This window comes from Gluconobacter sp. P1C6_b (genome assembly GCF_018811945.1).
Taxonomy (GTDB): domain Bacteria; phylum Pseudomonadota; class Alphaproteobacteria; order Acetobacterales; family Acetobacteraceae; genus Gluconobacter.
The window spans coordinates 83,126-106,923 of sequence record NZ_JACRVU010000007.1; the positions used below are offsets into that span (position 1 = coordinate 83,126).

Sequence of the window (23,798 nt, forward strand, 5' to 3'; positions counted from 1 at the left end):
GTCAGGCTTCTCCGGTATCGGGAACCATAATGCTCACCGTGGCGGTGGCGGCAATCCCTTCTTCACGGCCCGTGAAGCCCAGACGTTCGGAAGTCGTGGCCTTGACCGAGATGCGGCTGACGCTGACCTTGAGAAGATCAGCCAGGCGGTTGCGCATGGCTTCGGCGTGCGGGCCGATCTTGGGGCGTTCACAGATCAGCGTGACGTCGGCATTCACGAGAAAGCCGCCGCGCTCGCGGATGCGCTCACCGGCATGGACCAGAAAGCGGGCCGAATCCATATCCTTCCATTCGTTGTCGGACGGCGGGAAATGGCGGCCGATATCGCCTTCGGCCAGCGCGCCGTAGATGGCGTCGCACAGCGTGTGGATGCCGACATCGGCGTCGGAATGTCCGGCGAGGCCCTTCGTATGGGGCACCTCAATGCCGCACAGGATCAGCTTGCGGCCTTCCTCGAAGGCATGGACGTCATAGCCCAGTCCGACGCGGGGCAGCAGGTTCCGGTCAATCACACCTTCAAGACGCATCAGGTCCTCCGCAACAGTCAGTTTGATATTGTTTTCCGACCCTTCGACGATCGCGACCGGATGGCCAGCCTGTTCGAGCAGGGCGGCATCATCGGTGCGTGCGTCACGAAGGGTGCGGTGAAGTTCGAGCAGGGTGCCGAAGCGGAAACCCTGCGGGGTCTGGGCGCGCCACAGCCCGTCCCGCGGGACGGTATCGACGATGATGCCGTCGGCAGCCTTCTTGATCGTGTCGATGACGGCGACGGCCGGGATCACGCCTTCATGGGTTTTCAGGGCGTTGATGACGTTCTGCACCACTTCTGCCGGGACGCAGGGGCGGGCACCATCATGAACCAGCACCAGATCGGGTGGCTCGGGCAGTTTCGCCAAAGCCTCAAGGCCGTTGCGCACGCTGTCGTGGCGTTCTGCGCCGCCGCTGACGGGAGGCAAAATATCCAGTCCCTTGAGGCTGTCGGCCAGCAGGGGATCATCCCCGACCGGCAGGAGCACGTCCACATGTGGCAGGAGGGCTTCGGCGGCTCTGCGGATGACGGGTTTGCCCCGCAGCATCCGGAACTGCTTGGAAGAATTTTCCTCGCTCTGCGAGGAGGCGTCAAAGCGCCGGCCACGACCGGCGGCAAGAAGGAGGGCAGCGATACGCATGGGGGAGGAATGGGCCGGGATGGCGGGAACGTCAAGCTTGTGTGACTGTTCTCCTGCCTCTCCGTGTGGCCCGCCCACGACCGGTCAGTGCACCAGTGTGCTGTCGTGGGGGCTGTCGAGGCTGAAAACGGGGATGCTGACGTCAAAGCGGTGGCCTGAACGTGGCTCGACCATGTGATAGGTGCCGCGCATGAAGCCGGTCGGCGTCGTGAGCATGGCGCCGGACGTGTAATCGAACTGTTCGTTAGGCGCGATCACCGGCTGTTCGCCGACAACGCCATCGCCATGGACATGTTCTTTGCGCCCAAGTCCGTCCACGATTTCCCAGCTCCGCGAAAGGAGCTGGAAGGTGTCTTTCCGCTCGTTCTCGATGCTGATGTGATAGGCCCAGGCGTATTGATGCTCTTCGGGATGGGACTGGTCGTCCAGCCAGAAGGTCCGGACCGTGACCGTCACGTCGTCCGTGGTTTCGCTGAAGCGGGGAGCGCTTTCCATGGCTTCGGCGAGTGCCGTCTCGGGATCGGCATGAAGATGGGGGTGGGATGACTTGTCAGGCATGACGCCATTGTAAAGCCATCCCGGGCATTTGTCAGGAAAACTTATGCGAGGGCCGCGACAGCCGCCGCACCGCGCTTGAGATCATCGATCAGGTCTGCCGGATCTTCCAGACCGACGGAGAGGCGGATGGCGCCGTCCGTGATGCCGAGACGGGCACGCTCTTCCTCGCTGACGCGCATATGCGTCGTCGTGGCGGGATGGGTGGCCAGGCTGCGGGCGTCGCCGAGATTATTGGAAATCGCGATGACCCTGAAAGCGTTCATGAAGGCGAACGCACCCTCACGGTCCTTGTCCACCACGAACGCGACCATGGACCCGCCATTGCTCATCTGGGCCTTGGCCAGTTCATGCTGCGGATGGTCGGCGCGGCCCGGATAGCGGACCTGAACGATTCCCGGCAGTTCGGCCAGCGCATCGGCTACGGCGGCGGCGTTGCGGGCCATGGCATCCGTACGGAGTTGGAGGGTTTCCAGACCCTTGAGCAGGACCCAGGCATTGAACGGCGACAGGGCGTTGCCCGTGTTGCGGGTGAAAGGCTGGAGTGTCTCGTTGATCCACTTGCTGGAGCCGAGCACCGCGCCGCCGAGGACGCGGCCCTGACCGTCGATATGTTTCGTACAGGAATAGACGATCACATCCGCGCCAAGCCTGAGCGGGGACTGGCCGAGCGGGGTGGCGAAGACGTTGTCCACGATCAGCAGGCCGCCTGCCTTGTGCGTCAGCTCCGCGACGCGGGCGATGTCGAGCACGTCGAGCATCGGGTTGGACGGGCTTTCGATCAGCACGGCGGCTGTTGGCCTGGACAGTGCGCGCTCCCAGGCGTCGTAATCCGTGCCGTCCACCAGTTCGGTCTCGATGCCGTAGCGGGGCAGGAGGTTGGTTACGATCCAGTAGCAGGAGCCGAATATGGCGCGGGAAGCCACGACACGGTCACCGGCCTTTACAGTCGACAGGATGGCCGAGGAGACGGCGCCCATGCCGGTGGCGGTGGCAACGCAGGCTTCGGCGCCTTCGAGAAGGGCCAGACGCTCCTGAAGCGTATCGACGGTCGGGTTTCCGAAGCGGGAATACTGGAAGTGCTGAACGTCGCCCGTGAAGGTGGCGGCGGCCTGTTCGGCGCTGTCATAGACGAAGCCGGATGTCAGGAAGAGCGCCTCGGACGTTTCACCGAACTCGGTGCGGTTCGGGGCTTCGTGCAGGAGACGGGTGGCTGTGCGCCAGTTTTCTGAAGACATGATGTGTCCCTCCATAAAACGCCCTGTTTGTGCAGGGCGCATGTGGCGGGCCGTGGAAGTCCTGGAAATCGTTCGATAACGATGCAGGGCCTCTTTAGCGCAGTTCTTTAGCCTCGCCGCAAGCCGGCCGCTCAAATCACGAGGGTCAGGCACGCCATGACGTTTCTGACAGGCAGGACTATGAGCCGTATTTCGGTTTTGCGTCAACACCTTGAAGGCGGATTGCAGAGGGATCGCAGAGCGGTTATGCTCGGGGTCGTTAGCGGGCGTAGTTCAATGGTAGAACGGCAGCTTCCCAAGCTGCATACGGGGGTTCGATTCCCCTCGCCCGCTCCAGACTTCCTGAAAAACAGTGGTTATTTGGGCATCGGCGGTGCGCTGAGCGTGTCCTGATATTCCTTGCCGTTCCAGACCCAGCGGTCGTTCGGGCTAACCAGCAGGTCATGCATGCCCTTGTGGCGCGTGGGCAGGACGGAAATATCACCGTTCACGGAGTCCAGAACCGTGTTCCAGGTGTCGTTGTGCTTCAGATAGACGGAGGTCGTGCAGCCTGCGGAACCGCAGAGGCGGGCGGACTGAAGCTGCACGAACAGGGCTTCGTCATTCTTGCCCGAGGACAGCGGAGCGGAGCCGACGAGCACGACCGGCTGGTCATGATGTTTGGCCGCGTCCTGAAGATCATCTTCGTTCAGTTTGCGGGCGTCTTCATCCAGCTTCGTGCCCGGATGGGCCGTGAGGATGACGGGAGCCGCACCGGCGTTGGCGGACTGTGCCGCATGCCGTATGTGATGGCGGGTCTTGCCTGTCGCGGCATCCGCACAGGACAGGGCTCCGGGGAGCATGAAGGACAGGGCCAGAACCGCCGCGGGGCGGGAAAGAATCTGCTGGATCGACATGAGACCTGTCATAACACGAAATTGAAGAAGAACATCTGTGAAGCTTCGGGTGTCATTCGTGACGGAGCGTCACCACCAGCACGTCCCGATAGGCCGGCTGTGACGGATCGACGGGCTGGACGGCCGTGACGCCATGATAGACGCGGTGGTCGTCCACGATGGCGGCATCCAGCGGGTTGGTCAGCGTGAAAGAACCGAGCGGTTCCTTGCGCATGCCGTGGATCGTGGTAACGCCCTGTTCGACGTTGTGGCGGGCGACCATCAGCACGAGAACCCAGTCCACGCCATCGCGATGCAGGCCTTCGGGCGTGGGGCGCCCTTCATTGTCCGGTCGCGCTTCGATGCGGAACTGGTGGACCTCCACATGCCAGACCGGCGGCTTTTCCGTCGGTGGCGTCAGGGCATCCGCGATCCGGCTGATCGTGTGGATGGCGGCTGTCATGGCGGGATGGGTGGCGATGGCGTCCGTTACGGCCGGAAACCAGCGTTCGACCCCGCCATTCAGCAGATTGTAGTCCCGGCTCTGATAGTGGGGCTGGTGCTTCTTGCGGGTGATGATGTCGCCCGAGACGGCGAAAGTCGCATAACGGCGGCGACGGTAACGGCCACCATCCGCCATGTAGCGGTCAAGACCCAGATGGTTCCAACTCTCGGCGAAACCCTGCCAGTCCTTTAGGCCTTCATGCTCCAGAAGAGGACGCGTAACGTCGGCCTGCAGGAAGGAAAACCCTTTTTCCAGCAGCGTATCTTCGATGCCGGTCAGAACCCTGTCAAAGGGCGGAGGGAGATCGGTTGGATTCATGAGTTCTTGGACCCGGGGACGCAGGGTTGGATGATGCTGCGTCCCACATTCCCTCTTTGACGGGCTTCTGAAAAGGGATTTCAGGCGCCCAGATCAGGTTTAACCGGCGAAAGATGTTCGCGGACCGTGCTACAGGCCGTGGGAGCCACGCCAAGGATGCCTGCGAGGTGCTGACGGTAAAGCCCTTCATGGATCAGACGTGCGGCCAGACCCGACAGCAGACCGCCACCGAAGCTGCGCTTGGCGTCCAGCATGCCCCAGCCGTTATAGTCACCCAGAGCCACGACAGCGCCGCGGTCGTTATAGGCGAACGGGGCAGGGGTCTTGCCCGCGATGATGTCCGGCAGGGCGCGGCCGAGATACTGGCCTTCCTGGCGTGCGGCCTGCGCCGTCGGCGCGATCGGAGCTGCGTCGATGCGGGAGCAGTCGCCAATCGCGAAAACGGCCGGGTCCTGCGTGGTCTGAAGCGTGGTGGTCACGCCGAGTTGACCCGAGCGCCCGCGTTCCAGACCTTCGAGAAGGTTCGTGGCATCCGAGGCGCGCACGCCGGCGGCCCAGACGCGGAGGCTGGCGGGGATGTGCTCGCCGGATTTGAGGCTGAAACCGGTCTCGTCCGCGCCGACTACCATGGCTTCGGTCCGCACGGAGATGCCGAGCTTTTCGAGCTGCTGCGTGGCAGCGGAAGACACGGCTTCGGGGAAGGCCGGGAGGATACGCGGGCCGGTTTCGATCAGGACGGCGTTCAGCAGGGATTTGCGAACGGCTGGTCCCAGACCGCGGGCGTCATCGATGGACTTGCACAGTTCGGCAATCAGCTGGACGCCGGTTGCGCCACCACCCACGATGCCGACCGAGAGCTTCTCGCCAGCGGCACGGGCTTTCTGCACGGCTTCGCGGAAGGTGGCGAAGAGTGCGTCAGCGTCGTTCAGGCTGTCGATGAACATGCAGTGATCGACGATGCCCGGAATGCCGAAATCGTTCGCGCGCGAGCCGAGAGCGACCACCAGATAATCGTAAGGCAGTGTCGCGCCGGTATCGAGCGAGACGGTCTTGTTCTCGCGATTGACGGCGACAGGGCTGCCCTGGACGAAGGCGAAGCCGAACTTTGCGGCCGTGTCGCGGAAGGGGATGCAATTCCCCTGATGCTGCATGGTGCCCGCAGCGAATTCGTGCAGAGCCGGCTTCCAGTAATGGACGGGGCTGCGGTCAACGAGTGTCAGGGAGATGTTCTGGCGACGGCCCAGCGCTGCAGCGGCTTCAAGCCCCCCAACGCCACCGCCAAGAACAAGCACGCGAGCTCCAGCAGACATGGATTTTTCCTCATATCAAGTGCGAAACGGCACCCGGATTTTGCTAACGGCAGAGGCGGGGACGCACAAGCCCCGCTCTCGCTGACGTGTTGGGATGGTCAGCTGCGGTAGGAGCCGTTGATGTCTATGTAGCCATGCGTCAGATCGCAGGTCCAGACGCGGGCCTGTCCGTCGCCCAGGCCGAGATCGACGGCAATCTCGATCTCCTGACCCTTCATGTGGGCGACGACCGGGGCTTCATCGTAATTCTCGACGACACCGCCATCTTTCGCGATCCACGTGCCGCCGATAGCGACGGAGAGACGGTCGCGGTCTGCGGGTTCACCGCTTTTTCCGACCGCCATGACCACGCGTCCCCAGTTGGCGTCCTCGCCGGCAATGGCGGTTTTGACGAGCGGGGAGTTGGCGATGCACAGCGCGATGCGGTGGGCGGAGAGGTTGGAATCCGCTCCGGTGACGGCGATACGGACAAGCTTTGTCGCACCTTCGCCATCGCGGACCACCATCAGCGCGAGCTCCAGCAGGAGATCATTCAGCGCAAGGGTAAACTCGGCGAGAGCGGGGTCGTTGACGTCATCGACTTCGGGATTGTCGGCCAGTCCGGTCGCGAAAATCATCAGCATGTCCGAAGTGGACGTGTCCGAATCGACGGTAATGGAATTGAAGCTCTGGGCGCAGCCGGAGGCCAGCAGGGACTGCAGCACGTTCTGCGGCAGTCTGGCGTCCGTTGCGACATAGGCCAGCATCGTGGCCATGTCAGGGGCGACCATGCCCGATCCCTTGGCGATGCCCTGGATGCGGACAGGAGTGCCGTTGATCTTCACATCGCGACGGGCGGCCTTGGGGAAGGTGTCCGTCGTCATGATGGCGCGCGCGGCATCGGCCCAGCCGTTTTCTTCCAGTCCCGCCCTGGCGGCAGGAAGCGCAGCGATGATGCGGTCCTGCGGCAGTTTTTCGCCGATCACGCCCGTGGAGGCGAGAAAGACGTCCTGCGGGGGGCAGTCGAGAAGCTGTGCGGTGGCGTCCGCGCAGTCTTCGCAGGCCTGGATTCCGGCGCGACCGGTAAAGACGTTCGCGTTGCCTGCATTGACGAGCAGGGCGCGGGCATAGGGGGTCGTCAGGGCCTCGCGGCACCACAGAACCGGGGCGCCCGGGCAGGCATTCTTCGTATAGACGCCCGCGGCGACCGTGCCGGGGACAAATTCCGCGAGCATCAGGTCCGTGCGGCCCTGATAGCGGATGCCCGCGGCGACGGCGGAAAGCCGCACGCCCGCAATCGTTGCAAGGTCCGGAAGAGGACGAGCGAGCGGAGAGACGGGGAGCGGCTTTGCCATGGACTTACTTCTTTGCAGGTGCGGCAGCCGGAGCTGCATTCGGGATCGCCTTGCCCTGTGCGTCGTAGTGAACGACCTTCACCTGGGATTCAGCGGCCTGAACGATGTCACGCACCTTGTCGCGGATCAGCTCCTGACGGACCTGGTCGTGGACCTGGTCGAAGGTCGGGATCGGGGCCGTACGGGTCGCGAGGACCTGGATTACGTGCCAGCCGTACTGGGTGTGAACCGGGGTCTGGGAGATCGTGTTCGGCTTCATGGCGAAAGCAGCCGCGGAGAAAGCCGGCAGCATGTCTTCCTTCTTGAACCAGCCAAGATCGCCACCGTTCGCACCAGCGGAACCCTTGTCCTTGGAAAGCTGGGCAGCAAGCTTGCCGAAATCAGCACCCTTGCCGAGCTGGGCAATGATGTCCTTGGCCTGGGCTTCGCTGTCCACGAGGATGTGGCGGGCGTGGATCTCTTCTTCCGGCTTCTTGTTGGCGTAATGCGACTGGTAGAAGTCATGCATTGCGGAATCGGTGACCAGCGGGCCGACCTTCTCTTCGAGATAGGCGTTCTGCAGCGCATTCGCGGCAGCGGCATCCATGGCAGCTTTCACGTCCGGCTTGTGGTTCAGGCCTTCCTTTTCGGCAGCGAACTGCACGGCCTTCTGGTCAACGAGCTGGTTGACGATCAGCGGGACCAGGACGGACGGCTGGATCTGGCGGGCCTGCGGCGGGAGGTTGCCCGCTGCGCGCTGCACGTCGCCCAGCGTGATCTTCGCACCATTGACGGTGGCGATCAGCATGTCGGGGTTGGGGGCAGCGGCCGGAGCGGCTGCTGGTGCTGCGGCGGCAGGGGCTGCTGCGGGAGCGGCGAAAGCCGTCGATGCTGCGACCGACGTGCCGGCCAGAAGGGCGGCGAGAGCGAAAGTGGAGCGGGAAAGCCGCATGTGGGGACTACCTCGGATGTAACCTGGAAAAGGATGGCCTGCACCATGACAAAGGCTGGTCCGCCCTGCAAGGGTGCGGTCCGTTACCATTCATTCACGCGCCCTTCACGCACGCTGCAGGCGGGTGTCGCGCGAGGTGCGGGGCCGGTCGGGGATGTGACACTGTGATGACAATGAGAACATTTCATCGGGGTTCCGGGCGGGCTCTCCATTGACCCTTTGCGGCCCGGGTCCTATCTCCAGCAGACGTGAAAATCCTGACGGCCCGGTGTGGCGGGTCTTTCCGATAGTGGAAAGAGCTGGCGCTTCGGGTCTTCGGCATCTCAAGGTTCAGCATGTTCGCACGCCTCGCCCGCGCCCTTTTCGGTTCTGCCAACGATCGCACGCTCAAGGCGTATCAGCGCCGTGTGCCCGAGATCAATGCACTGGAGCCTGCGGTCCAGGCCCTGTCTGACGAGCAGCTCCGGCACAAGACGACCGAGTTCAAGGAGCGGCTGGAAAAGGGCGAAACCCTTGATGGTCTGCTGCCGGAAGCCTTTGCGGTCTGCCGCGAGGCGTCGCGTCGTGTTCTGGGCAAGCGTCACTTTGATGTGCAGCTGATCGGCGGCATGGTCCTCCATGCGGGACGTATTGCCGAGATGCGGACTGGTGAGGGCAAGACCCTTGTTGCAACGCTGGCGGTCTATCTGAACGCGCTGAGCGGCAAGGGCGTGCATGTCGTTACGGTGAATGACTATCTGGCGCGGCGCGATGCGGAAGAAATGTCCATCCTCTACAGCTTCCTCGGGCTGACGACGGGTGTGATCGTGCCGAACCTGTCGGACGGGGAGCGCCGAGAGGCTTATGCCGCGGACATCACCTACGGCACGAACAACGAGTTCGGCTTCGACTATCTGCGCGACAACATGAAATATTCGCTCGCCGACATGGTGCAGCGTCCGTTCAACCACGCGATCGTGGATGAGGTGGACAGCATCCTGATCGACGAGGCGCGGACCCCGCTCATCATTTCCGGCCCTGCGGATGACAGCTCCGATCTGTACCGCTCTGTTGATGATGTGGTTGTGAAGCTGGTGCAGGAGCCTGACGTCTATGACAAGGACGAGAAGCTGCGGTCTGTCACGCTGACCGAGCACGGCTCGCACCGTGTCGAGGAACTTCTGGCCGAAGCCGGCGTGCTTCAGGAAGGCGGGCTGTACGACATCCATAATGTCGCGGTGGTCCATCATGTCCAGCAGTCCCTGCGGGCGCATACGCTGTTTACGCGGGATGTGGATTACATCGTGCGTGACGGCAAGGTCGTCATCATCGACGAGTTCACGGGCCGCATGATGGACGGGCGCCGGTATTCGGATGGCCTGCATCAGGCGCTGGAAGCCAAGGAGCATGTGGAGATCCAGCAGGAGAACCAGACGCTCGCCTCCATCACGTTCCAGAACTATTTCCGTCTCTATCCGAAGCTGTCCGGCATGACCGGTACGGCCATGACCGAGGCTGACGAGTTCGCGGAGATCTATCACCTTGACGTGGTGGAAATCCCGACGAACCTGCCGGTGAAGCGGATCGATACGGATGACGAGGTCTATCTGACAGCGGCCGAGAAGTTCAGCGCCGTGGCCGATCTGATCAAGGAAATCCACGAGACTGGCCAGCCCATCCTCGTGGGCACGACGTCGATCGAGAAGAGCGAATATCTCTCCCATATTCTGACGCAGCGCGGCATTCCGCATAATGTCCTGAATGCGCGTCAGCATGAGAAGGAAGCGATCATCGTGGCGCAGGCGGGGGCGCCGGGAGCCATCACGATCGCCACGAACATGGCGGGCCGCGGGACCGATATCAAGCTCGGCGGCAATATCGAGATGCTGGTCAAGGCCAGCACCGAAGGCGTCGATGACGAGGCGCAGCGTGAGTCCGTCGAGCAGAACATCCGCGCGATCGTCGAAGAGCATCACGAGGAAGTTCACAAGGCGGGCGGTCTGTATGTGATCGGCACCGAGCGGCATGAAAGCCGCCGTGTGGACAACCAGCTGCGTGGCCGTTCGGGGCGTCAGGGTGATCCGGGCAATTCGCGCTTCTTCCTGTCGCTTGAAGACGATCTGATCCGCATTTTTGCCAGCGACCGCATGGGCGCGATGATGCAGAAGATGGGGCTCAAGGAAGGTGAGGCGATCGTTCATCCCTGGCTGAACAAGGCTCTGGAAAAAGCGCAGAAACGGGTCGAGGCGCGCAACTTCGACATGCGCAAGAACACGCTCAAATATGACGACGTCATGAATGACCAGCGCAAGGAGGTGTATGCCCAGCGCCGGGAATACATGGCGACGGACGACCTGTCGGGCGTGATCGCCGAGCTGCGCGAGCACACGATCGAGGATCTGGTGCATGCGCATATTCCCGAGAAGTCCTTTGCCGAGGCCTGGGATACGGAAGGGCTGACGAAGGAAGTCTCCCGCATTCTGAACCTGGATCTGCCGATTGCGGACTGGGCGAAGGAAGACGGCATGGATTCCGAGGGCGTGATCGAGCGGATCGAAGCGGAAGCCGCGAAAGCGCAGGCAGCACGGACAGCCAATATGGGCCCCGAGCTGATGCGCCTGATCGAGAAGCAGGTCGTGCTGACGACGTTCGATGCGGTGTGGAAAGAGCATCTGCACGGGCTGGATCAGCTGCGTCAGGGCATTGGCCTGCGGGCTTATGGTCAGCGTGATCCGCTGAACGAGTACAAGCAGGAAGCCTTTCAGATGTTCACGGCAATGCTGGATGACATGCGCATCCGCGTGACGGAAACGATGTGCCGCATCCAGGCCGTGTCCGAGCCGCCGCCATTCCCGGTCATCAACACCGAGACGTCCGGACCGTCCGAGGAGCCTGCGGGACTGTTTGCGCAGGGTACGACGGGGGGCGACATTCCGGCGCCGCAGCCGATGGCGGGTTTCCCGTCCGCTGCCCCGATGCCGCCGCGTCCGCAGCCTGTTCCGGCGGGTGCGGAGCCTGATGCGGCAACGCTTCAGCGCTGGTATGCGGAGACGCCGCGCAACGCCCTTTGCCCGTGCGGATCGGGTCTGAAGTTCAAACACTGTCATGGCAGGCTCGCCTGAGCCTCTGACACGCAGATAGAGGAAGGAGCGACCGATGGCCGGTCATTCACAGTTTAAAAACATTATGCACCGCAAGGGTGCGCAGGATGCCAAGCGCGCCAAGCAGTTTGCCAAGGTCCTGCGTGAAATCACGGTTGCGACGCGCTCCGGCCTGCCTGATCCGGCGTCCAACCCGCGTCTGCGTGCCGCGATTTCCATGGCGCGTGAAGTCAACATGCCCAAGGACAATGTCGAGCGCGCCATCAAGAAGGCGTCCGGCGCTGCGGGTGGCGACGACTATGTGGAAGTGCGCTACGAGGGCTACGGCCCCGCTGGTGTTGCGATCATCGTTGAAGGTCTGACGGACAATCGCAATCGGACGGCGGGTGAAGTCCGCGCTGCATTCTCCAAGCATGGCGGATCGCTGGGTGAGACGAACTCGGTGTCGTTCATGTTCCAGCGTCTGGGCGTGATCAGCTATCCGCTGGATGTGGCCTCCGAGGACGAGATGCTGGAAGCGGCGATCGAGGCCGGTGCGGACAATGCAGAGACGACCGAGGAAGGCCATGAAGTGACCTGCGCGATGGAGAACTTCTTCGCCGTGCGTGACGCGCTTGAAACCCGTTTCGGAGAGCCGCAGTCGGCCAAGCTCGACTGGCGTCCGGAAAACAGTGTGACGCTGGACGAGGACAAGGCGCGTTCGGTCATGAAGCTGATCGACGTGCTGGAAGACAGCGACGATATTCAGGCCGTCTATGCGAACTTCGACATTCCCGACGACGTGGCTGAGGCGCTGGCTGCTTGATCCGCCTGATGGGCATTGACCCCGGCCTGCGTTTCATGGGCTGGGGCATCATCGACGTGAACGGCAATCACCTGAAGCATGTGGCCTCGGGTGTGATCGGGACTGATGGGTCCGAATCCGTGCCGCTGCGTCTTTGTGAACTGCATGGCGCGCTGAAAAAGCTGATCCGTGAATATGCGCCGGCCGAGGCGGCTGTTGAGGAGACTTACGTTAACCGCAACGGCTCCTCGACGCTCAAGCTCGGCTATGCGCGTGGGGTGGCTCTGCTGACGCCCGCCTATGAAGGGCTGCCGGTTGCGGAATACGGGGCGATGACGGTCAAGAAGTCCGTGGTCGGGACCGGGTCTGCGACCAAGGAGCAGGTGACGATGATGGTGAAGCGGCTTCTGCCGGGGGCGGAGATCCGCAAGGCCGACGCCTCCGATGCGCTGGCCGTTGCGATCTGTCATGCCCATCATCGTGCGAGTGCGGCGCATGTCGTGGCCGGGAAGCGCATGGCATGATCGGGCAGTTGACGGGACTTGTCGGGCAGATCGAGGGCGAGCGCTGCATCGTGGACGTCAATGGTGTGGGGTATGTGGTTTCGGCCTCGACCCGCACGCTGGCAGCCCTGCCGCAGCCGCCGTCCGTGGCGCGCGTGCTGATCGAGACGATCGTGCGCGAGGATGCGATTCAGCTTTTCGGTTTTGCGACGACGGATGAGCGGGACTGGTTCCGTCTGCTGACGACCGTGCAGGGCGTGGGCGCGAAAGTGGCGCTGGCGATCCTGTCGGCGAACAGTCCGGGCGAGCTTCTACTGGCCATCAATGCCGGGGACAAGGGCTCGCTGACCCGTGCAGCCGGTGTCGGGCCGCGTCTGGCGGACCGGATCCTGAGTGAGCTGCGCAACAAGGTCGCCAAGATGCCGGGCGGGGGCGGGACCGTATCTGCACCGGGGATCGTTTCGGGGCCGAGTGTCGAGAATGATGCGCTGCTGGCGCTGGCGGGGCTCGGATTCCGCCGGGCCGAGGCTTGGCCTGTGCTGAGCAAGGTGCTGGCCGAGAACGAGAATGCGACGCTTGATCTGGCAATCCGGCTGAGCCTGAAGGATCTCGCGCGATGAGCGACGACTACCGCGAAACCGATCCAGCCCGTCAGCCCGAGGATATGGGCGAGGGCAGTCTGCGGCCTGAAACGCTTGCGGATTTTACGGGCCAGAAGGCCAGCCGCGAAAATCTGGCGATTTTTATCGAGGCGGCGCGGGCTCGGAATGAAGCGCTGGATCATGTTCTGCTGCATGGACCTCCGGGTCTGGGCAAGACGACGCTGGCGCAGATCGTGGCGCGGGAACTGGGTGTGGGGTTTCGGGCAACATCCGGGCCGGTCATTCAGCGTGCGGGCGATCTGGCGGCAATTCTGACGAATCTCCAGCCGCGTGACGTGCTGTTCATTGACGAAATCCACCGTCTCCAGCCGGCGATTGAGGAAGTTCTCTATCCGGCGATGGAGGATTTCCAGCTCGATCTGATTATCGGCGAGGGGCCGGCTGCGCGGTCCGTGCGGATTGATCTGGCGCCGTTTACACTCGTGGCCGCGACGACGCGGGCCGGTCTTCTGGCGACGCCTTTGCGGGACCGGTTCGGAATTCCGCTGCGGCTGGTGTTCTATACGCCGGAAGAACTCCGGGCGATCGTCTCGCGCGGGGCTCTGAAGCTCGGGATGCGCCTGACGGATGACGGGGCGGAAGAGATCGCCCGACGCTCCCGTGGAACGCCGCGTATTGCGGGGCGTCTGTTGCGCCGGGTGCGGGATTTTGCTCTTGTCTCGAAGCATGCGGTCGTGGACCGGGCGCTGGCGGATGCGGCTCTGGGACGGCTTGAGGTTGACGAGCGCGGGCTGGATGCGATGGACCGGCGCTATCTCAAGCGGATTGCCGAACATCATCATGGCGGTCCGGTCGGTGTGGAAACGCTGGCGGCGGGGCTTGCCGAAGCGCGCGATACGCTGGAAGACGTGATCGAGCCCTACCTGATCCAGGAAGGGCTGGTTCTGAGGACGGCCCGCGGGCGGATGCTGGGTGAAGCGGGATGGCGTCATCTCGGCCTGACGCCGCCGGCGAGCCAGGTGGACCTGCTTTCCTCGCTGGAGCAGGACGATTCCGCGCCCTGAAAAGCCCTGAACATGGTTCGGGGTGCGGGCGCACCATGACTGGAGAAACAGTATGGCCACGCACAAGATCAGGTTCCGGGTTTATTACGAAGACACCGATGCGGGCGGTATCGTCTATCACGCGCGCTATCTGGGCTTTGCCGAGCGTGCGCGGAGCGAGGCGATGCGGGATGCGGATGCGTCCGTCACCGAGCTTCTGAATGATTTCGGACTGGTCTTTGTCGTGCGTCAGGCGGCGATCCGGTACCGCTCACCGCTCCGACTCGATGACGAGATGGAAATCGAGACGGCGCTGGAGGCCATGACTCCGACGCGGCTGAAACTTTGTCAGACCGTCCGGAATTATTCCGGGGGTGGCGAAACGGCTACGGTTATCGATGTTGAGCTGGCCTGCCTGAATGCAGCGGACATGAAACCTGCCAAAATTCCGCCGCGGTGGCGTGATGCAGTAAGAAAACTGGAGGCAGGAGAGGTCTGACCCACTTTCCTGTTTCGTCATGAAGTGCAATGGAGAGTCCTGACCCGCAAGGGACAGGATCTGTACAGGAGAGAACAGTGGATCATGAGGTAAGTTCGAGTGCGCTTGGGGCGGTCGGTGCGGCCGGTCTTTCGCCTCTGGACCTGTTCCTGCACGCCTCCATCGTTGTAAAGCTGGTGATGCTGGGTCTGCTGCTGTGCAGCGCCGGCGTATGGGCGATCATTGCGGAAAAAATCATTCTCATCCGTCGCGTCAACCGTGAAGCGACCGAGTTCGAGGACCGTTTCTGGTCGGGCGGATCGCTCGACGATCTTTACGAATCCGATGGTGCGCGTCCGACGCATCCGATGGCGGCCGTGTTCGGCGCGGCCATGGGGGAATGGCGCCGTTCCGCACGGATTGGCGGAATCGACCTGTCGCGTGGTGGCGTGCGCGAGCGCGTGGACCGCGCGATCGACATCACCATCATGCGTGAAAACGACCGCCTGACGCGCCGTCTGATCTTCCTTGCGACGATTGGCCCGGTGGCACCGTTCGTCGGTCTGTTCGGAACGGTCTGGGGCATCATGCATTCTTTCGCGTCCATCGCGCAGATGCACAACACGAACCTTTCGGTTGTGGCGCCTGGTATTTCCGAAGCCCTGTTCGCCACGGCGATCGGCCTCGTGACGGCCATTCCGGCCTATATTGCCTATAACGGTCTGAGCAATTCCTTCGAGAAGTTCGCGGATCGCATGGAAGCCTTCGGCACCGAGTTCGCGGCCATCCTGTCGCGTCAGTCCGAGGAACGTGCGGACGATACGACCGGCGGGAAGGCCTGAACCATGGGAATGTCTGCGGGAGGACGGGCTGGAGGTGGCGGACGCCGTAAGCGTCGGCCCGCGTCGGAAATCAACGTCACGCCACTGGTGGACGTCATGCTGGTGCTGCTCATCATCTTCATGGTGACGGCACCGATGCTGACCAGTGGTGTCAATGTGGATCTGCCGAAGACGGATGCCAGCCCGGTCAATTCGGATTCCAAGCCGATCACTGTGTCCCTGCGGACGGATGGGTCGCTCTATCTGGGGGACCAGCAGGTGACGTCGGACCAGTTGATCGACCAGCTCAAGGCACAGTCGCAGAATGATCCGACCCACCGTATTTTCGTCCGTGCCGATGCGCATATCGACTACGGGCAGGTGATGCAGGTTATGGGTCAGATCACGTCGGGTGGCTTCACGCATGTTGCGCTTCTCGCGCAGCAGCCCCAGAGCGGCCAGTAAGAGGCCGCTGTCGTGGTGCGTCCACGCCGCTCTGATAACAGGCGCTTTCGTCATGCGCTTTACGGATCAGCCGCCATTCATCTGGGGCTGATCGCGTATCTGCTTGTGCAGATTCCTCCCGAAAAACCGCCCGAGCCACCGGAGCCCCCCACGGTTCAGATGGAATTCGAGCAGGCAGGACCGCCGACCCACCCGGTCAAGGGCGATCATCCGGCACCTGCACCCGCTCCGGCGCCCGCACCGGTGAAGAACGAGGCACCTCCCGCCCCGACGCCGCCCCTGAAGGCGCCGACGGAAGAGCCGCCTCCGCCACCACCACCGCCTCAGCCCGTGCCGCCTCCGCCGGAGACGCCGCCGCAGAAGCTGCCGGACATCAAGCTGCCGCCGAAGATGACGGATGAGTCGCCCGAGCCTGTGCCGGCCTCGCCGCCCAAGCCGTCACCGCCGTCGAAATCGACGATGGTCGCGCCGCCAAGCCCGCAGACGCAGAAGGCCGACAAGCTGCCGGATATGCCGAAATTTTCGCATATGACGCAGCCGAATGCGGCGAAGAAAACCGAAGCGGACAGTCATTCGCTGCTGGCGACGCTGGATAATTTCCGGGCGGACCAGAAGCAGACTCACGCGCCGACCGCGAAGGCCAATCCGCCGCAGGGTGGTGCGCCGAACGGAGGCGGTGTGCCGAATGGTGACATCACGAAGTCGCTGTCCATGGCGGATCAGAAGGCCATCGGTGGCTCCGTGCGCCGCTGCTACACCGAAGATACCGAAGCGCGGAACTATGCGAGCTTTGTCGCGCATATGGTCGTGACCGTTGATGCGACCGGCGAGGCCCGGATTGTCAAATTTGCGCCTGAAACGGCTGCGAAGATGGCCGCAGATCCCTCTTACCGCGTTCTGGCGGAGCGGGCGCGGGATGCTGTGCTGAGCCCCACCTGTGCCCATCTGCCCATTCCCTCCAAGATGCTTGGTCAGACGCATGAGCTGCGTTTTGTCTTCAGGCCGTAATCCACGAGGAAGTCTCATGTCCTTCATTCCCGATACCGAAGCCGAGGCCCTGAGCGCGCTGTTCTCGCGCCGCTCCGTTCTGGGAGCGACCGCCGCGGGCGGTCTCCTGGCGACGCCTCTGGCGGCTTTTGCCCAGTCAGGGGCGGCCTCCGGCCCTGGCGAAGCGGAAATTACCGTCGATCAGGCCCGTCAGGAGCCGATCCCCATTGTCATCCCGAATTTTGGTGCGGGACTGGGTGAGCAGATTTCCGGCGTGATTACATCCGATCTGAACGGAACCGGCCTGTTCAAGGTCATGAGCGGCAGTGTGCCTCCCGGCTCCACGCCGGATTTCAGCGCGCTCAAGGCCCAGGGCGCCCGTGCGGCCGTGGCCGGTCAGGCCGTTGGTGCGGGGAGTGTGCGCGTCGAGATGCGTCTGTGGGACGTGCTCTCCGGGCAGCAGCTTCAGGGTACAGCCTATACGGCGTCCAACAGCAACTGGCGGCGGATCGCGCATATCATTGCTGACGTGATCTATGAGCGGATGCTGGGCGAGAAGGGCTATTTCGACACCCGCATCGCCTATATCGCCCGAACCGGCCCGCGCCATCACCAGATTACCCGTCTGGCTCTGATGGATCAGGATGGTGCGAACGAGCGCATGCTGACGGGGGGCGAGTGGCTGACGCTGACGCCGCGTTTCAACCCGGTGCGTGACCAGATCGCGTTCATGTCCTACGCCAACAACCGCCCGCGCGTATATCTGTTCGATCTGGCGTCTGGCCGTCAGCAGATTCTGGGCGAGTTCGCAGGCATTTCCTTTGCTCCGCGCTTCTCGCCGACGGGTGGATCGGTCGTGCTGTCCGCCACGCGCGGCGGCGGGTCTGACATCTTTGTTGTCGATCTGGCGTCCCGTGCGAAGCGACAGATCACCAATTCCAATGGCGCGATCGACACCAGCCCGTGCTTCAGCCCGGATGGCAGCCAGATTGTGTTTAACTCGGATCGTGGTGGCAGCCCGCAGCTCTATATCATGAGTGCGTCCGGCGGAGCGGCGAAGCGGATTTCCTATGGTAGTGGCCAGTATGGTTCGCCGGTCTGGTCCCCGCGTGGAGACCTGATCGCCTTTACCCGGATTGGCAGCGGCGGGTTCTCGCTTGGTGTCATGAATCCGGACGGTACGGGCGAGCGTATCCTGACGCAGGGCTTCACGGTTGATGGGGCCACGTTCTGTCCCAATGGCCGTGTGCTGGCGTTCTGCCGCCAGAGCGCGTCCGGTGCGGGCGGTGCGGGCTTCGCGTCCGGTATTGGTACGATCGATATCACGGGCTTCAACGAGCGTCCGATCCGGATCTCGACGGGTGCGTCCGACCCGGCCTGGTCTCCGCGGAACAGCTGAGGTCAGGCTCCGCGCTTTCGGTTGGAAAGCGCGGATTTTCAGGGGTGAAAAACCCCGTTTTCCAGAGTCCCATTGCTGCGTTGATTCGGTCTGTGGCCGTCAGGGCCATGTAGACCGGCTCTCGATGCTACGCCTGCAACGCTGAGCTGCTACGCGGGCAGCGCATGTATTCAAACTGCAAAACTGCAATGGTGAGACGAATATGGCGGAATTCTGCCATATTTGTCATAGCTTGTGTGACATTTCTGCCGAGTTTTGTGGTTCCGAAACTGAATCGAACTTTCCGGCCTCAACCCGCGTTAAGACGACACTTGACCCATGATTTGAGTCATGAGTATGGGCGCTTATGGCCACTGGTTTTCAGGCGCGGCAGACAGGGATCGAAACCGATTCCTGCTTGTTCCGGTCTGGAAAGAAGTGGTCCGGGATAACGCGGCATTTTCCGCATTCGGTTCCAGATGTGGGGCCGTTCTCAGGATTGAGACACATGAAGTTCAAGGTATTTGGCGCGCTTGGTCTGGCGCTTGTTCTCGCAGCCTGTTCCAACGGCAACACCAACAAGGGTGACAGCACCGGCGCTGGCGCCGTCGCTCAGGAAGCCGGCCCGACGCCCGGTAGCGAAGCCGATCTGGTCGCCAATGTCGGCGATCGCGTCTTCTATGAGCTGAACCAGTCCCAGCTTTCTGAAGAAGCCCGCGCAACGCTGGACAAGCAGGTTGCCTGGCTCGCCAAGTACCCGCAGGTCAGCATCCAGGTTGCTGGCAACTGCGATGACCGCGGCACGGAAGAGTACAACATTGCTCTCGGCCAGCGTCGTGCAAATGCAGCCCGTGACTATCTGGTCGCCAAGGGCGTGAGCGCTTCGCGCATCACCACGATCTCCTACGGCAAGGACCGTCCGACCGCCGATGGCGATGACGAGCAGTCCTGGGCCCAGAACCGTAACGCCATCACGTCTGTTCGCTGAACCGACGTTTCAGGCCTGACGGACTGGGATGATGAGCGGCCGGGGGATTATCCCCCGGCCGTTTCTGTTTTATGACTGGGCCATGTCGCACGCGAGACCTGCCTGCGTGCCCGTGACCGTGAGTTTGTCTCAGGAGATCCGTTATGGTGCTGTCCCGTTCCCTGCGTGCCGTCTTTCTGGGCACGGCTCTTTCCGTCCTGTTGCCCGTCGTCCCGGCGCTGGCTCAGGATGCCCCTGACAGCGGGGAAATTTCTTCACGCGAAGCCATTGCCCTGCAGGACCAGATCGCATCTCTGCGGCAGCAGCTCTCTCAGGTTCAGAACGGTGGGGGTCTCGCTGCGCCAAGCACGACGGCGGCTCCGCAGGTTTCGGCCGCAGACGGCAATCTGACGGCGCAGCTTCTTGAGCGTGTTTCGGCTCTGGAAGAACAGAACCGCCAGATGCGGGGCGAGCTGGATCAGCTCAGCAATTCCGTCCGGGACAATCAGGCCAGCGTGTCCAAACAGATTTCGGACATGCAGTTCTCGTCCCAGAATGGCGGTGGATCATCGGGCCCGGTTCCTGCCAAGGCCGCCACTGAGGAAAAGGCATCTGCCCCTGCTGCAGAGGACGCCGAGCAGCCGAAGACGGCTCTGGATGCCCTGAAGGCCGGAAACGCCTCCCTGCATTCGGGCAATTACACGGATGCGGAAAGCAATGCCCGTTTCGCCATCAAGACGGCGCATAGTGTGCCCGGCAAGATGGATGCACAGTTCCTGCTGGCCCAGTCTCTGGCCGGGCAGAAGCAGTACCGTCAGTCCGCCGTTGCCTATTACGACGCCTATACCAAGGCGCCCAAGTCCCTGAAGGCTCAGGACTCCCTGCTTGGTGTGGCGGCTTCGATGCTGGCGCTCGGGGACAAGGGATCGGCCTGTCAGGCGCTGGATAAGCTCAAAGCCGAGTTCCCTGCACCCGCGCCGCGTGTGAAGACGGCCGAGACGACGTTCCGGAGCCGCGCCGCCTGTCACTGAGCGATGTCTTTCTGAGTTCGGGGATGGAGCCTCCGGTTGGGGAGCAGGAATTTGCCGACCGGATGGCCAGGCTTGGTCCGTGGCCACCCGATGTTGACGACGCACCGGTCGGGCTGGCTGTCTCGGGGGGCGCCGATTCCATGGCGCTCGCGTTTCTGGCCCGGCGCTGGCGGCGGAATGTTGTGGCGTTCGTCGTGGATCATGCCTTGCGCCCTGAGTCTGCTGCCGAAGCGCAGCTGACGGTTCGCCGTCTTGCCGGGATGAACGTGAAGGCCCGGCTTCTGACGCTTGCACCGTTTCCGAAAGGCCGGATGCAGGAGCGCGCACGTCAGGCCCGGTTCGAGGCTCTTGAGGCGGCCTGTGTTGCGGAAGGCTGTCTGGATCTTCTGGTTGCGCATCATGCAGGCGATCAGGACGAGACGGTGTGGATGCGGCATCTGCGGGCGAGCGGCCCGCTGGGGCTGAGCGGCATCCAGCCTGTTTCCGTTCGCGGGCGTATCCGGCTGGTTCGGCCGCTTCTTGCATTCTCCACAGCGCGTCTGCGCCTGACTTTGCAAGCGGAAAATCTGCTCTGGATTGAGGATCCGTCGAACGCCAACCGGCGTTTCGAGCGGGTTCGTCTGCGGCAGGATCTGACGTTGGAGCAGAGACAGGAAGCCCGCGTTCTGCAGCAGATAGCCCTGCAGGAGCGTCAGCGCCTTGAGGCGGTACTGGGGGGACAGCTTGGTCGCCACGCCGTTTGGTATCCTCAGGGCTGGGCTTTCCTCGGGCGGGAAGGGATAAACGAGGAGACCCTGGCAGTTCTGATCCGGCTGGTTTCGGGAAGTGCCTATCGTCCGGCGCGTGAGGCTGTGCAGACCCTGATGAAACAGGGCTATGGAACGCTGTCAGGGGTTCAGGTCCAGCCGGCGGGGCGGTTTGGGGACGGGATCATTCTGATGCGGGAGGAAAGGGCGCTTGGTCCGTTCGTGCCCGCGAAGGCTGGAGCGGTCTGGGATGGACGCTGGCGCCTTCTGACTCCCGATGTTCCACAGGGAAGCCTGATCGGGCCTCTGGGGGATGCAGTTCATACGATGGATCTGCGCAGGCTGGGCGTGCCCTATGCGGCTGCCCGATGCCTGCCGGGGATCTGGCATGAGGGGCAATTGGTTTTGTGGCCGCGTCTGGGAACTGCTTTCGGCGAAATGGCCGCTGAAGTTGACTTTTCCTGGTCGGTTGGCGTGCCTGCGACCGGGGAAAATCATTTCCGGACGTAAAAAGAGCTTCAAAAACGCAAGAAATGCGTTTTCCTGCCCCCGATGGGGTAGGATCGTGGACGCGGAGGCTTATGTTATGAAGTCAACGCAGAATGTGACCGGTCGGCCAGTTGTGACGGGGGTTCCCGGACCGCATCTGACGGAACAGTCTGAAGGACGACAGAGAGCGAGATGAACAATTTAGGCCGTAACGTCGCGATCTGGGTGGTCATCATCGTGGTCGGAATGGCAGTGCTGACAGCCTTCCAGCCCGGTGGCGGCCAGCATGCAGCCCAGCAGATCGCCTATTCCGATTTCATCCATGATGTGGACCAGCATCAGGTCCGTTCCGTTGTGATCCAGGAGCAGAATGTCTCCGGGACGCTGACGAACGGAACGTCTTTCGAGACCTACGCTCCGCTTGATCCGAGCCTTCCGGCCCGTCTGACAGCCGCGAACGTCGAAGTGACGGCCAAGCCGATGGAAAGCGGCGAAAGCCCGATCCTGCGTTATGCAAGCGCCTACCTGCCGGTTCTGCTGCTGCTCGGGCTGTGCTTCATGGTTTTCCGTCAGATGCAGGGTGGCGGCGGCCGGGCCATGGGCTTCGGCAAGTCCCGTGCCAAGCTGCTGACGGAGAAGACCGGCCGTGTCACGTTTGAAGACGTTGCCGGTATTGATGAGGCGAAATCCGAACTGCAGGAAATTGTCGAATTCCTGCGTGACCCGCAGAAATTCACCCGTCTGGGTGGCAAGATCCCCAAGGGGGCGCTGCTGGTCGGACCTCCGGGTACCGGTAAGACGCTGCTGGCACGCGCCATTGCGGGCGAGGCCAATGTGCCGTTCTTCACGATTTCCGGTTCGGACTTCGTGGAAATGTTCGTCGGTGTTGGTGCTTCCCGTGTGCGTGACATGTTCGAGCAGGGCAAGAAATCCGCGCCCTGCATCATCTTCATTGATGAAATCGATGCCGTGGGCCGTCATCGTGGCGCCGGTCTCGGCGGGGGCAATGACGAGCGTGAGCAGACTCTCAACCAGATGCTGGTCGAGATGGATGGTTTCGAGAGCAATGAGGGTGTCATCCTGATTGCCGCGACCAACCGTCCGGACGTTCTGGATCCGGCCCTGCTGCGTCCCGGCCGTTTCGACCGTCAGGTTGTCGTGCCCAACCCGGATGTGGCCGGTCGTGAGAAGATCCTGCGCGTTCACATGCGCAAGGTTCCGCTCTCGTCGGATGTCGATCCCAAGGTCATTGCACGGGGTACGCCGGGCTTCTCGGGTGCGGATCTGTCCAATCTCGTGAACGAGGCTGCGCTGATGGCAGCCCGTCAGGGACGGCGCACGGTTGGCATGGCGCAGTTCGAAGAGGCCAAGGACAAGGTCATGATGGGGGCGGAGCGCCGTTCCATGGTCATGACTGAGGACGAGAAGCGCTCAACGGCCTATCACGAATCCGGACATGCCATCTGCGCCATCTTCACGCCGGGTAGCGATCCGATCCACAAGGCGACCATCGTGCCGCGTGGACGTGCGCTGGGTCTGGTCATGACGCTGCCGGAGAAGGACAATATTTCCTACAGCCGCAAATGGTGCCTGGCCCGTCTGGTCATCGCCATGGGTGGCCGTGTTGCCGAGGAAATCATCTTCGGACGTGAGGAAGTCAGCGCCGGTGCTTCGGGTGATATCAAGAGCGCGACTGATCTTGCACGGCGTATGGTCACCGAATGGGGCATGAGCGACACGCTGGGCATGATTGCCTATGGTGATAACGGACAGGAAGTATTCCTTGGTCATTCCGTGACCCAGAGCAAGAATATTTCGGAAGAGACAGCCCGGGAAATCGACAAGGAGGTCAAGGTCCTGATCGACACGGCTTACAAACAGGCCCACGATCTGTTGACCACCCGTATCGATGACCTGCACCGCCTGACCGCAGCACTTCTGGAATATGAAACGCTGACGGGTGAGGATGTCGGTCGCATCATGCGGGGTGAGGCCATCGAGCGTACATCGGACGACGAACAGGTTCCCGATAACCGTCGTGCATCTGTTCCGACCACGCGTCCCGGCGCGTTTGATCCGGCGCCTCAGGCGGGGTAATCAGGCAGCCAATCGCACCAACGGGCGCGTCATCGGGAGCTTTCCCGATGCCGCGCCTTTTTCATTTCTGGCAGACAGGCAGGATTCTTCATT

23 protein-coding genes, 1 tRNA gene and 1 riboswitch are annotated in these 23,798 nt (G+C 62.5%); of the genes, 16 read left to right on the top strand and 8 right to left on the bottom strand.

The genetic code is table 11. The annotated features are described in order from the left end of the window. Position 1: 1 nt before the first annotated feature. From KP701_RS07155 to metZ, 3 genes are all read right to left on the bottom strand, one after another. The gene (locus KP701_RS07155) at positions 2-1,168 is read right to left on the bottom strand and encodes a bifunctional 2-C-methyl-D-erythritol 4-phosphate cytidylyltransferase/2-C-methyl-D-erythritol 2,4-cyclodiphosphate synthase (protein ID WP_215746525.1); all 1,167 of its coding nucleotides are present in this window, start codon (positions 1,166-1,168) and stop codon (positions 2-4) included. Between the two features lie 84 nt (positions 1,169-1,252). After that, complete coding sequence (gene apaG, locus KP701_RS07160; RefSeq protein WP_215746526.1) at positions 1,253-1,726, bottom strand: Co2+/Mg2+ efflux protein ApaG; 474 nt, start codon at positions 1,724-1,726, stop codon at positions 1,253-1,255. 41 nt (positions 1,727-1,767) lie between these two features. Further along, positions 1,768-2,961, bottom strand: a complete 1,194-nt coding sequence (gene metZ / locus KP701_RS07165; RefSeq protein WP_215746527.1) for an O-succinylhomoserine sulfhydrylase — start codon at positions 2,959-2,961, stop codon at positions 1,768-1,770. A 73-nt stretch (positions 2,962-3,034) separates the two neighbouring features. After that, a riboswitch (SAM riboswitch) is annotated at positions 3,035-3,114 on the bottom strand. 109 nt (positions 3,115-3,223) lie between these two features. Here metZ and KP701_RS07170 point away from each other — a divergent pair. After that, positions 3,224-3,297: transfer RNA gene (locus tag KP701_RS07170), tRNA-Gly, on the top strand. 20 nt (positions 3,298-3,317) lie between these two features. On the opposite strand, the gene KP701_RS07175 is transcribed toward KP701_RS07170, so the two are convergent. The 5 genes from KP701_RS07175 to KP701_RS07195 all read right to left on the bottom strand — a co-directional run bounded on the left by KP701_RS07175 (position 3,318) and on the right by KP701_RS07195 (position 8,234). Then, the gene (locus KP701_RS07175; protein WP_215746528.1) at positions 3,318-3,857 is read right to left on the bottom strand and encodes a hypothetical protein; all 540 of its coding nucleotides are present in this window, start codon (positions 3,855-3,857) and stop codon (positions 3,318-3,320) included. 52 nt (positions 3,858-3,909) lie between these two features. Then, the gene (locus KP701_RS07180) at positions 3,910-4,659 is read right to left on the bottom strand and encodes a 2OG-Fe dioxygenase family protein (protein WP_215746529.1); all 750 of its coding nucleotides are present in this window, start codon (positions 4,657-4,659) and stop codon (positions 3,910-3,912) included. Between the two features lie 80 nt (positions 4,660-4,739). Next, entirely contained in the window at positions 4,740-5,969 is a 1,230-nt protein-coding gene (locus KP701_RS07185) for an NAD(P)/FAD-dependent oxidoreductase (protein WP_215746530.1), read from the bottom strand. 98 nt (positions 5,970-6,067) lie between these two features. Then, positions 6,068-7,303 (bottom strand): bifunctional glutamate N-acetyltransferase/amino-acid acetyltransferase ArgJ, encoded by a 1,236-nt coding sequence (argJ, locus tag KP701_RS07190; RefSeq protein WP_062497502.1) that lies wholly within the window; start codon positions 7,301-7,303, stop codon positions 6,068-6,070. Positions 7,304-7,307: 4 nt separating this feature from the next. Further along, on the bottom strand, positions 7,308-8,234 hold the full coding sequence (locus tag KP701_RS07195; protein WP_011253199.1) for a peptidylprolyl isomerase: 927 nt from the start codon (positions 8,232-8,234) through the stop codon (positions 7,308-7,310). A gap of 45 nt (positions 8,235-8,279) precedes the next feature. Here KP701_RS07195 and KP701_RS16485 point away from each other — a divergent pair, with 45 nt between their 5' ends. From KP701_RS16485 to ftsH, 15 genes are all read left to right on the top strand, one after another. Further along, on the top strand, positions 8,280-8,402 hold the full coding sequence (locus tag KP701_RS16485) for a hypothetical protein (RefSeq protein ID WP_256445007.1): 123 nt from the start codon (positions 8,280-8,282) through the stop codon (positions 8,400-8,402). Positions 8,403-8,569: 167 nt separating this feature from the next. Beyond that, the gene (secA, locus tag KP701_RS07200) at positions 8,570-11,335 is read left to right on the top strand and encodes a preprotein translocase subunit SecA (protein ID WP_215746532.1); all 2,766 of its coding nucleotides are present in this window, start codon (positions 8,570-8,572) and stop codon (positions 11,333-11,335) included. Between the two features lie 34 nt (positions 11,336-11,369). Then, positions 11,370-12,119 (top strand): YebC/PmpR family DNA-binding transcriptional regulator, encoded by a 750-nt coding sequence (locus KP701_RS07205; RefSeq protein ID WP_215746533.1) that lies wholly within the window; start codon positions 11,370-11,372, stop codon positions 12,117-12,119. Then, positions 12,116-12,622 (top strand): crossover junction endodeoxyribonuclease RuvC, encoded by a 507-nt coding sequence (gene ruvC, locus KP701_RS07210; protein ID WP_062507447.1) that lies wholly within the window; start codon positions 12,116-12,118, stop codon positions 12,620-12,622. Before KP701_RS07205 ends, ruvC begins: the two co-directional genes overlap by 4 nt. Next, a complete protein-coding gene (ruvA, locus tag KP701_RS07215) occupies positions 12,619-13,221 on the top strand; it encodes a Holliday junction branch migration protein RuvA (protein WP_077802342.1) in 603 nt (200 codons plus the stop codon). Before ruvC ends, ruvA begins: the two co-directional genes overlap by 4 nt. Beyond that, the gene (gene ruvB / locus KP701_RS07220; RefSeq protein ID WP_041111981.1) at positions 13,218-14,267 is read left to right on the top strand and encodes a Holliday junction branch migration DNA helicase RuvB; all 1,050 of its coding nucleotides are present in this window, start codon (positions 13,218-13,220) and stop codon (positions 14,265-14,267) included. The genes ruvA and ruvB overlap by 4 nt, the downstream gene beginning before the upstream one ends. Positions 14,268-14,319: 52 nt before the next feature. Continuing rightward, complete coding sequence (ybgC, locus tag KP701_RS07225; protein WP_215746534.1) at positions 14,320-14,745, top strand: tol-pal system-associated acyl-CoA thioesterase; 426 nt, start codon at positions 14,320-14,322, stop codon at positions 14,743-14,745. Between the two features lie 29 nt (positions 14,746-14,774). After that, entirely contained in the window at positions 14,775-15,566 is a 792-nt protein-coding gene (gene tolQ / locus KP701_RS07230; protein ID WP_172492883.1) for a protein TolQ, read from the top strand. A 3-nt stretch (positions 15,567-15,569) separates the two neighbouring features. After that, complete coding sequence (tolR, locus tag KP701_RS07235) at positions 15,570-16,010, top strand: protein TolR (protein WP_062029159.1); 441 nt, start codon at positions 15,570-15,572, stop codon at positions 16,008-16,010. 12 nt (positions 16,011-16,022) lie between these two features. Next, positions 16,023-17,018 (top strand): energy transducer TonB, encoded by a 996-nt coding sequence (locus KP701_RS07240; RefSeq protein WP_215746535.1) that lies wholly within the window; start codon positions 16,023-16,025, stop codon positions 17,016-17,018. Between the two features lie 16 nt (positions 17,019-17,034). Then, positions 17,035-18,396 (top strand): Tol-Pal system beta propeller repeat protein TolB, encoded by a 1,362-nt coding sequence (gene tolB / locus KP701_RS07245; protein WP_215746536.1) that lies wholly within the window; start codon positions 17,035-17,037, stop codon positions 18,394-18,396. Between the two features lie 487 nt (positions 18,397-18,883). Beyond that, the gene (pal, locus tag KP701_RS07250; protein WP_011253210.1) at positions 18,884-19,363 is read left to right on the top strand and encodes a peptidoglycan-associated lipoprotein Pal; all 480 of its coding nucleotides are present in this window, start codon (positions 18,884-18,886) and stop codon (positions 19,361-19,363) included. A gap of 143 nt (positions 19,364-19,506) precedes the next feature. Continuing rightward, complete coding sequence (locus KP701_RS07255; RefSeq protein WP_215746537.1) at positions 19,507-20,373, top strand: hypothetical protein; 867 nt, start codon at positions 19,507-19,509, stop codon at positions 20,371-20,373. A 23-nt stretch (positions 20,374-20,396) separates the two neighbouring features. Continuing rightward, the gene (tilS, locus tag KP701_RS07260) at positions 20,397-21,629 is read left to right on the top strand and encodes a tRNA lysidine(34) synthetase TilS (RefSeq protein WP_252345465.1); all 1,233 of its coding nucleotides are present in this window, start codon (positions 20,397-20,399) and stop codon (positions 21,627-21,629) included. A 171-nt stretch (positions 21,630-21,800) separates the two neighbouring features. Next, positions 21,801-23,705, top strand: a complete 1,905-nt coding sequence (ftsH, locus tag KP701_RS07265; RefSeq protein WP_011253213.1) for an ATP-dependent zinc metalloprotease FtsH — start codon at positions 21,801-21,803, stop codon at positions 23,703-23,705. Positions 23,706-23,798 lie beyond the last annotated feature (93 nt).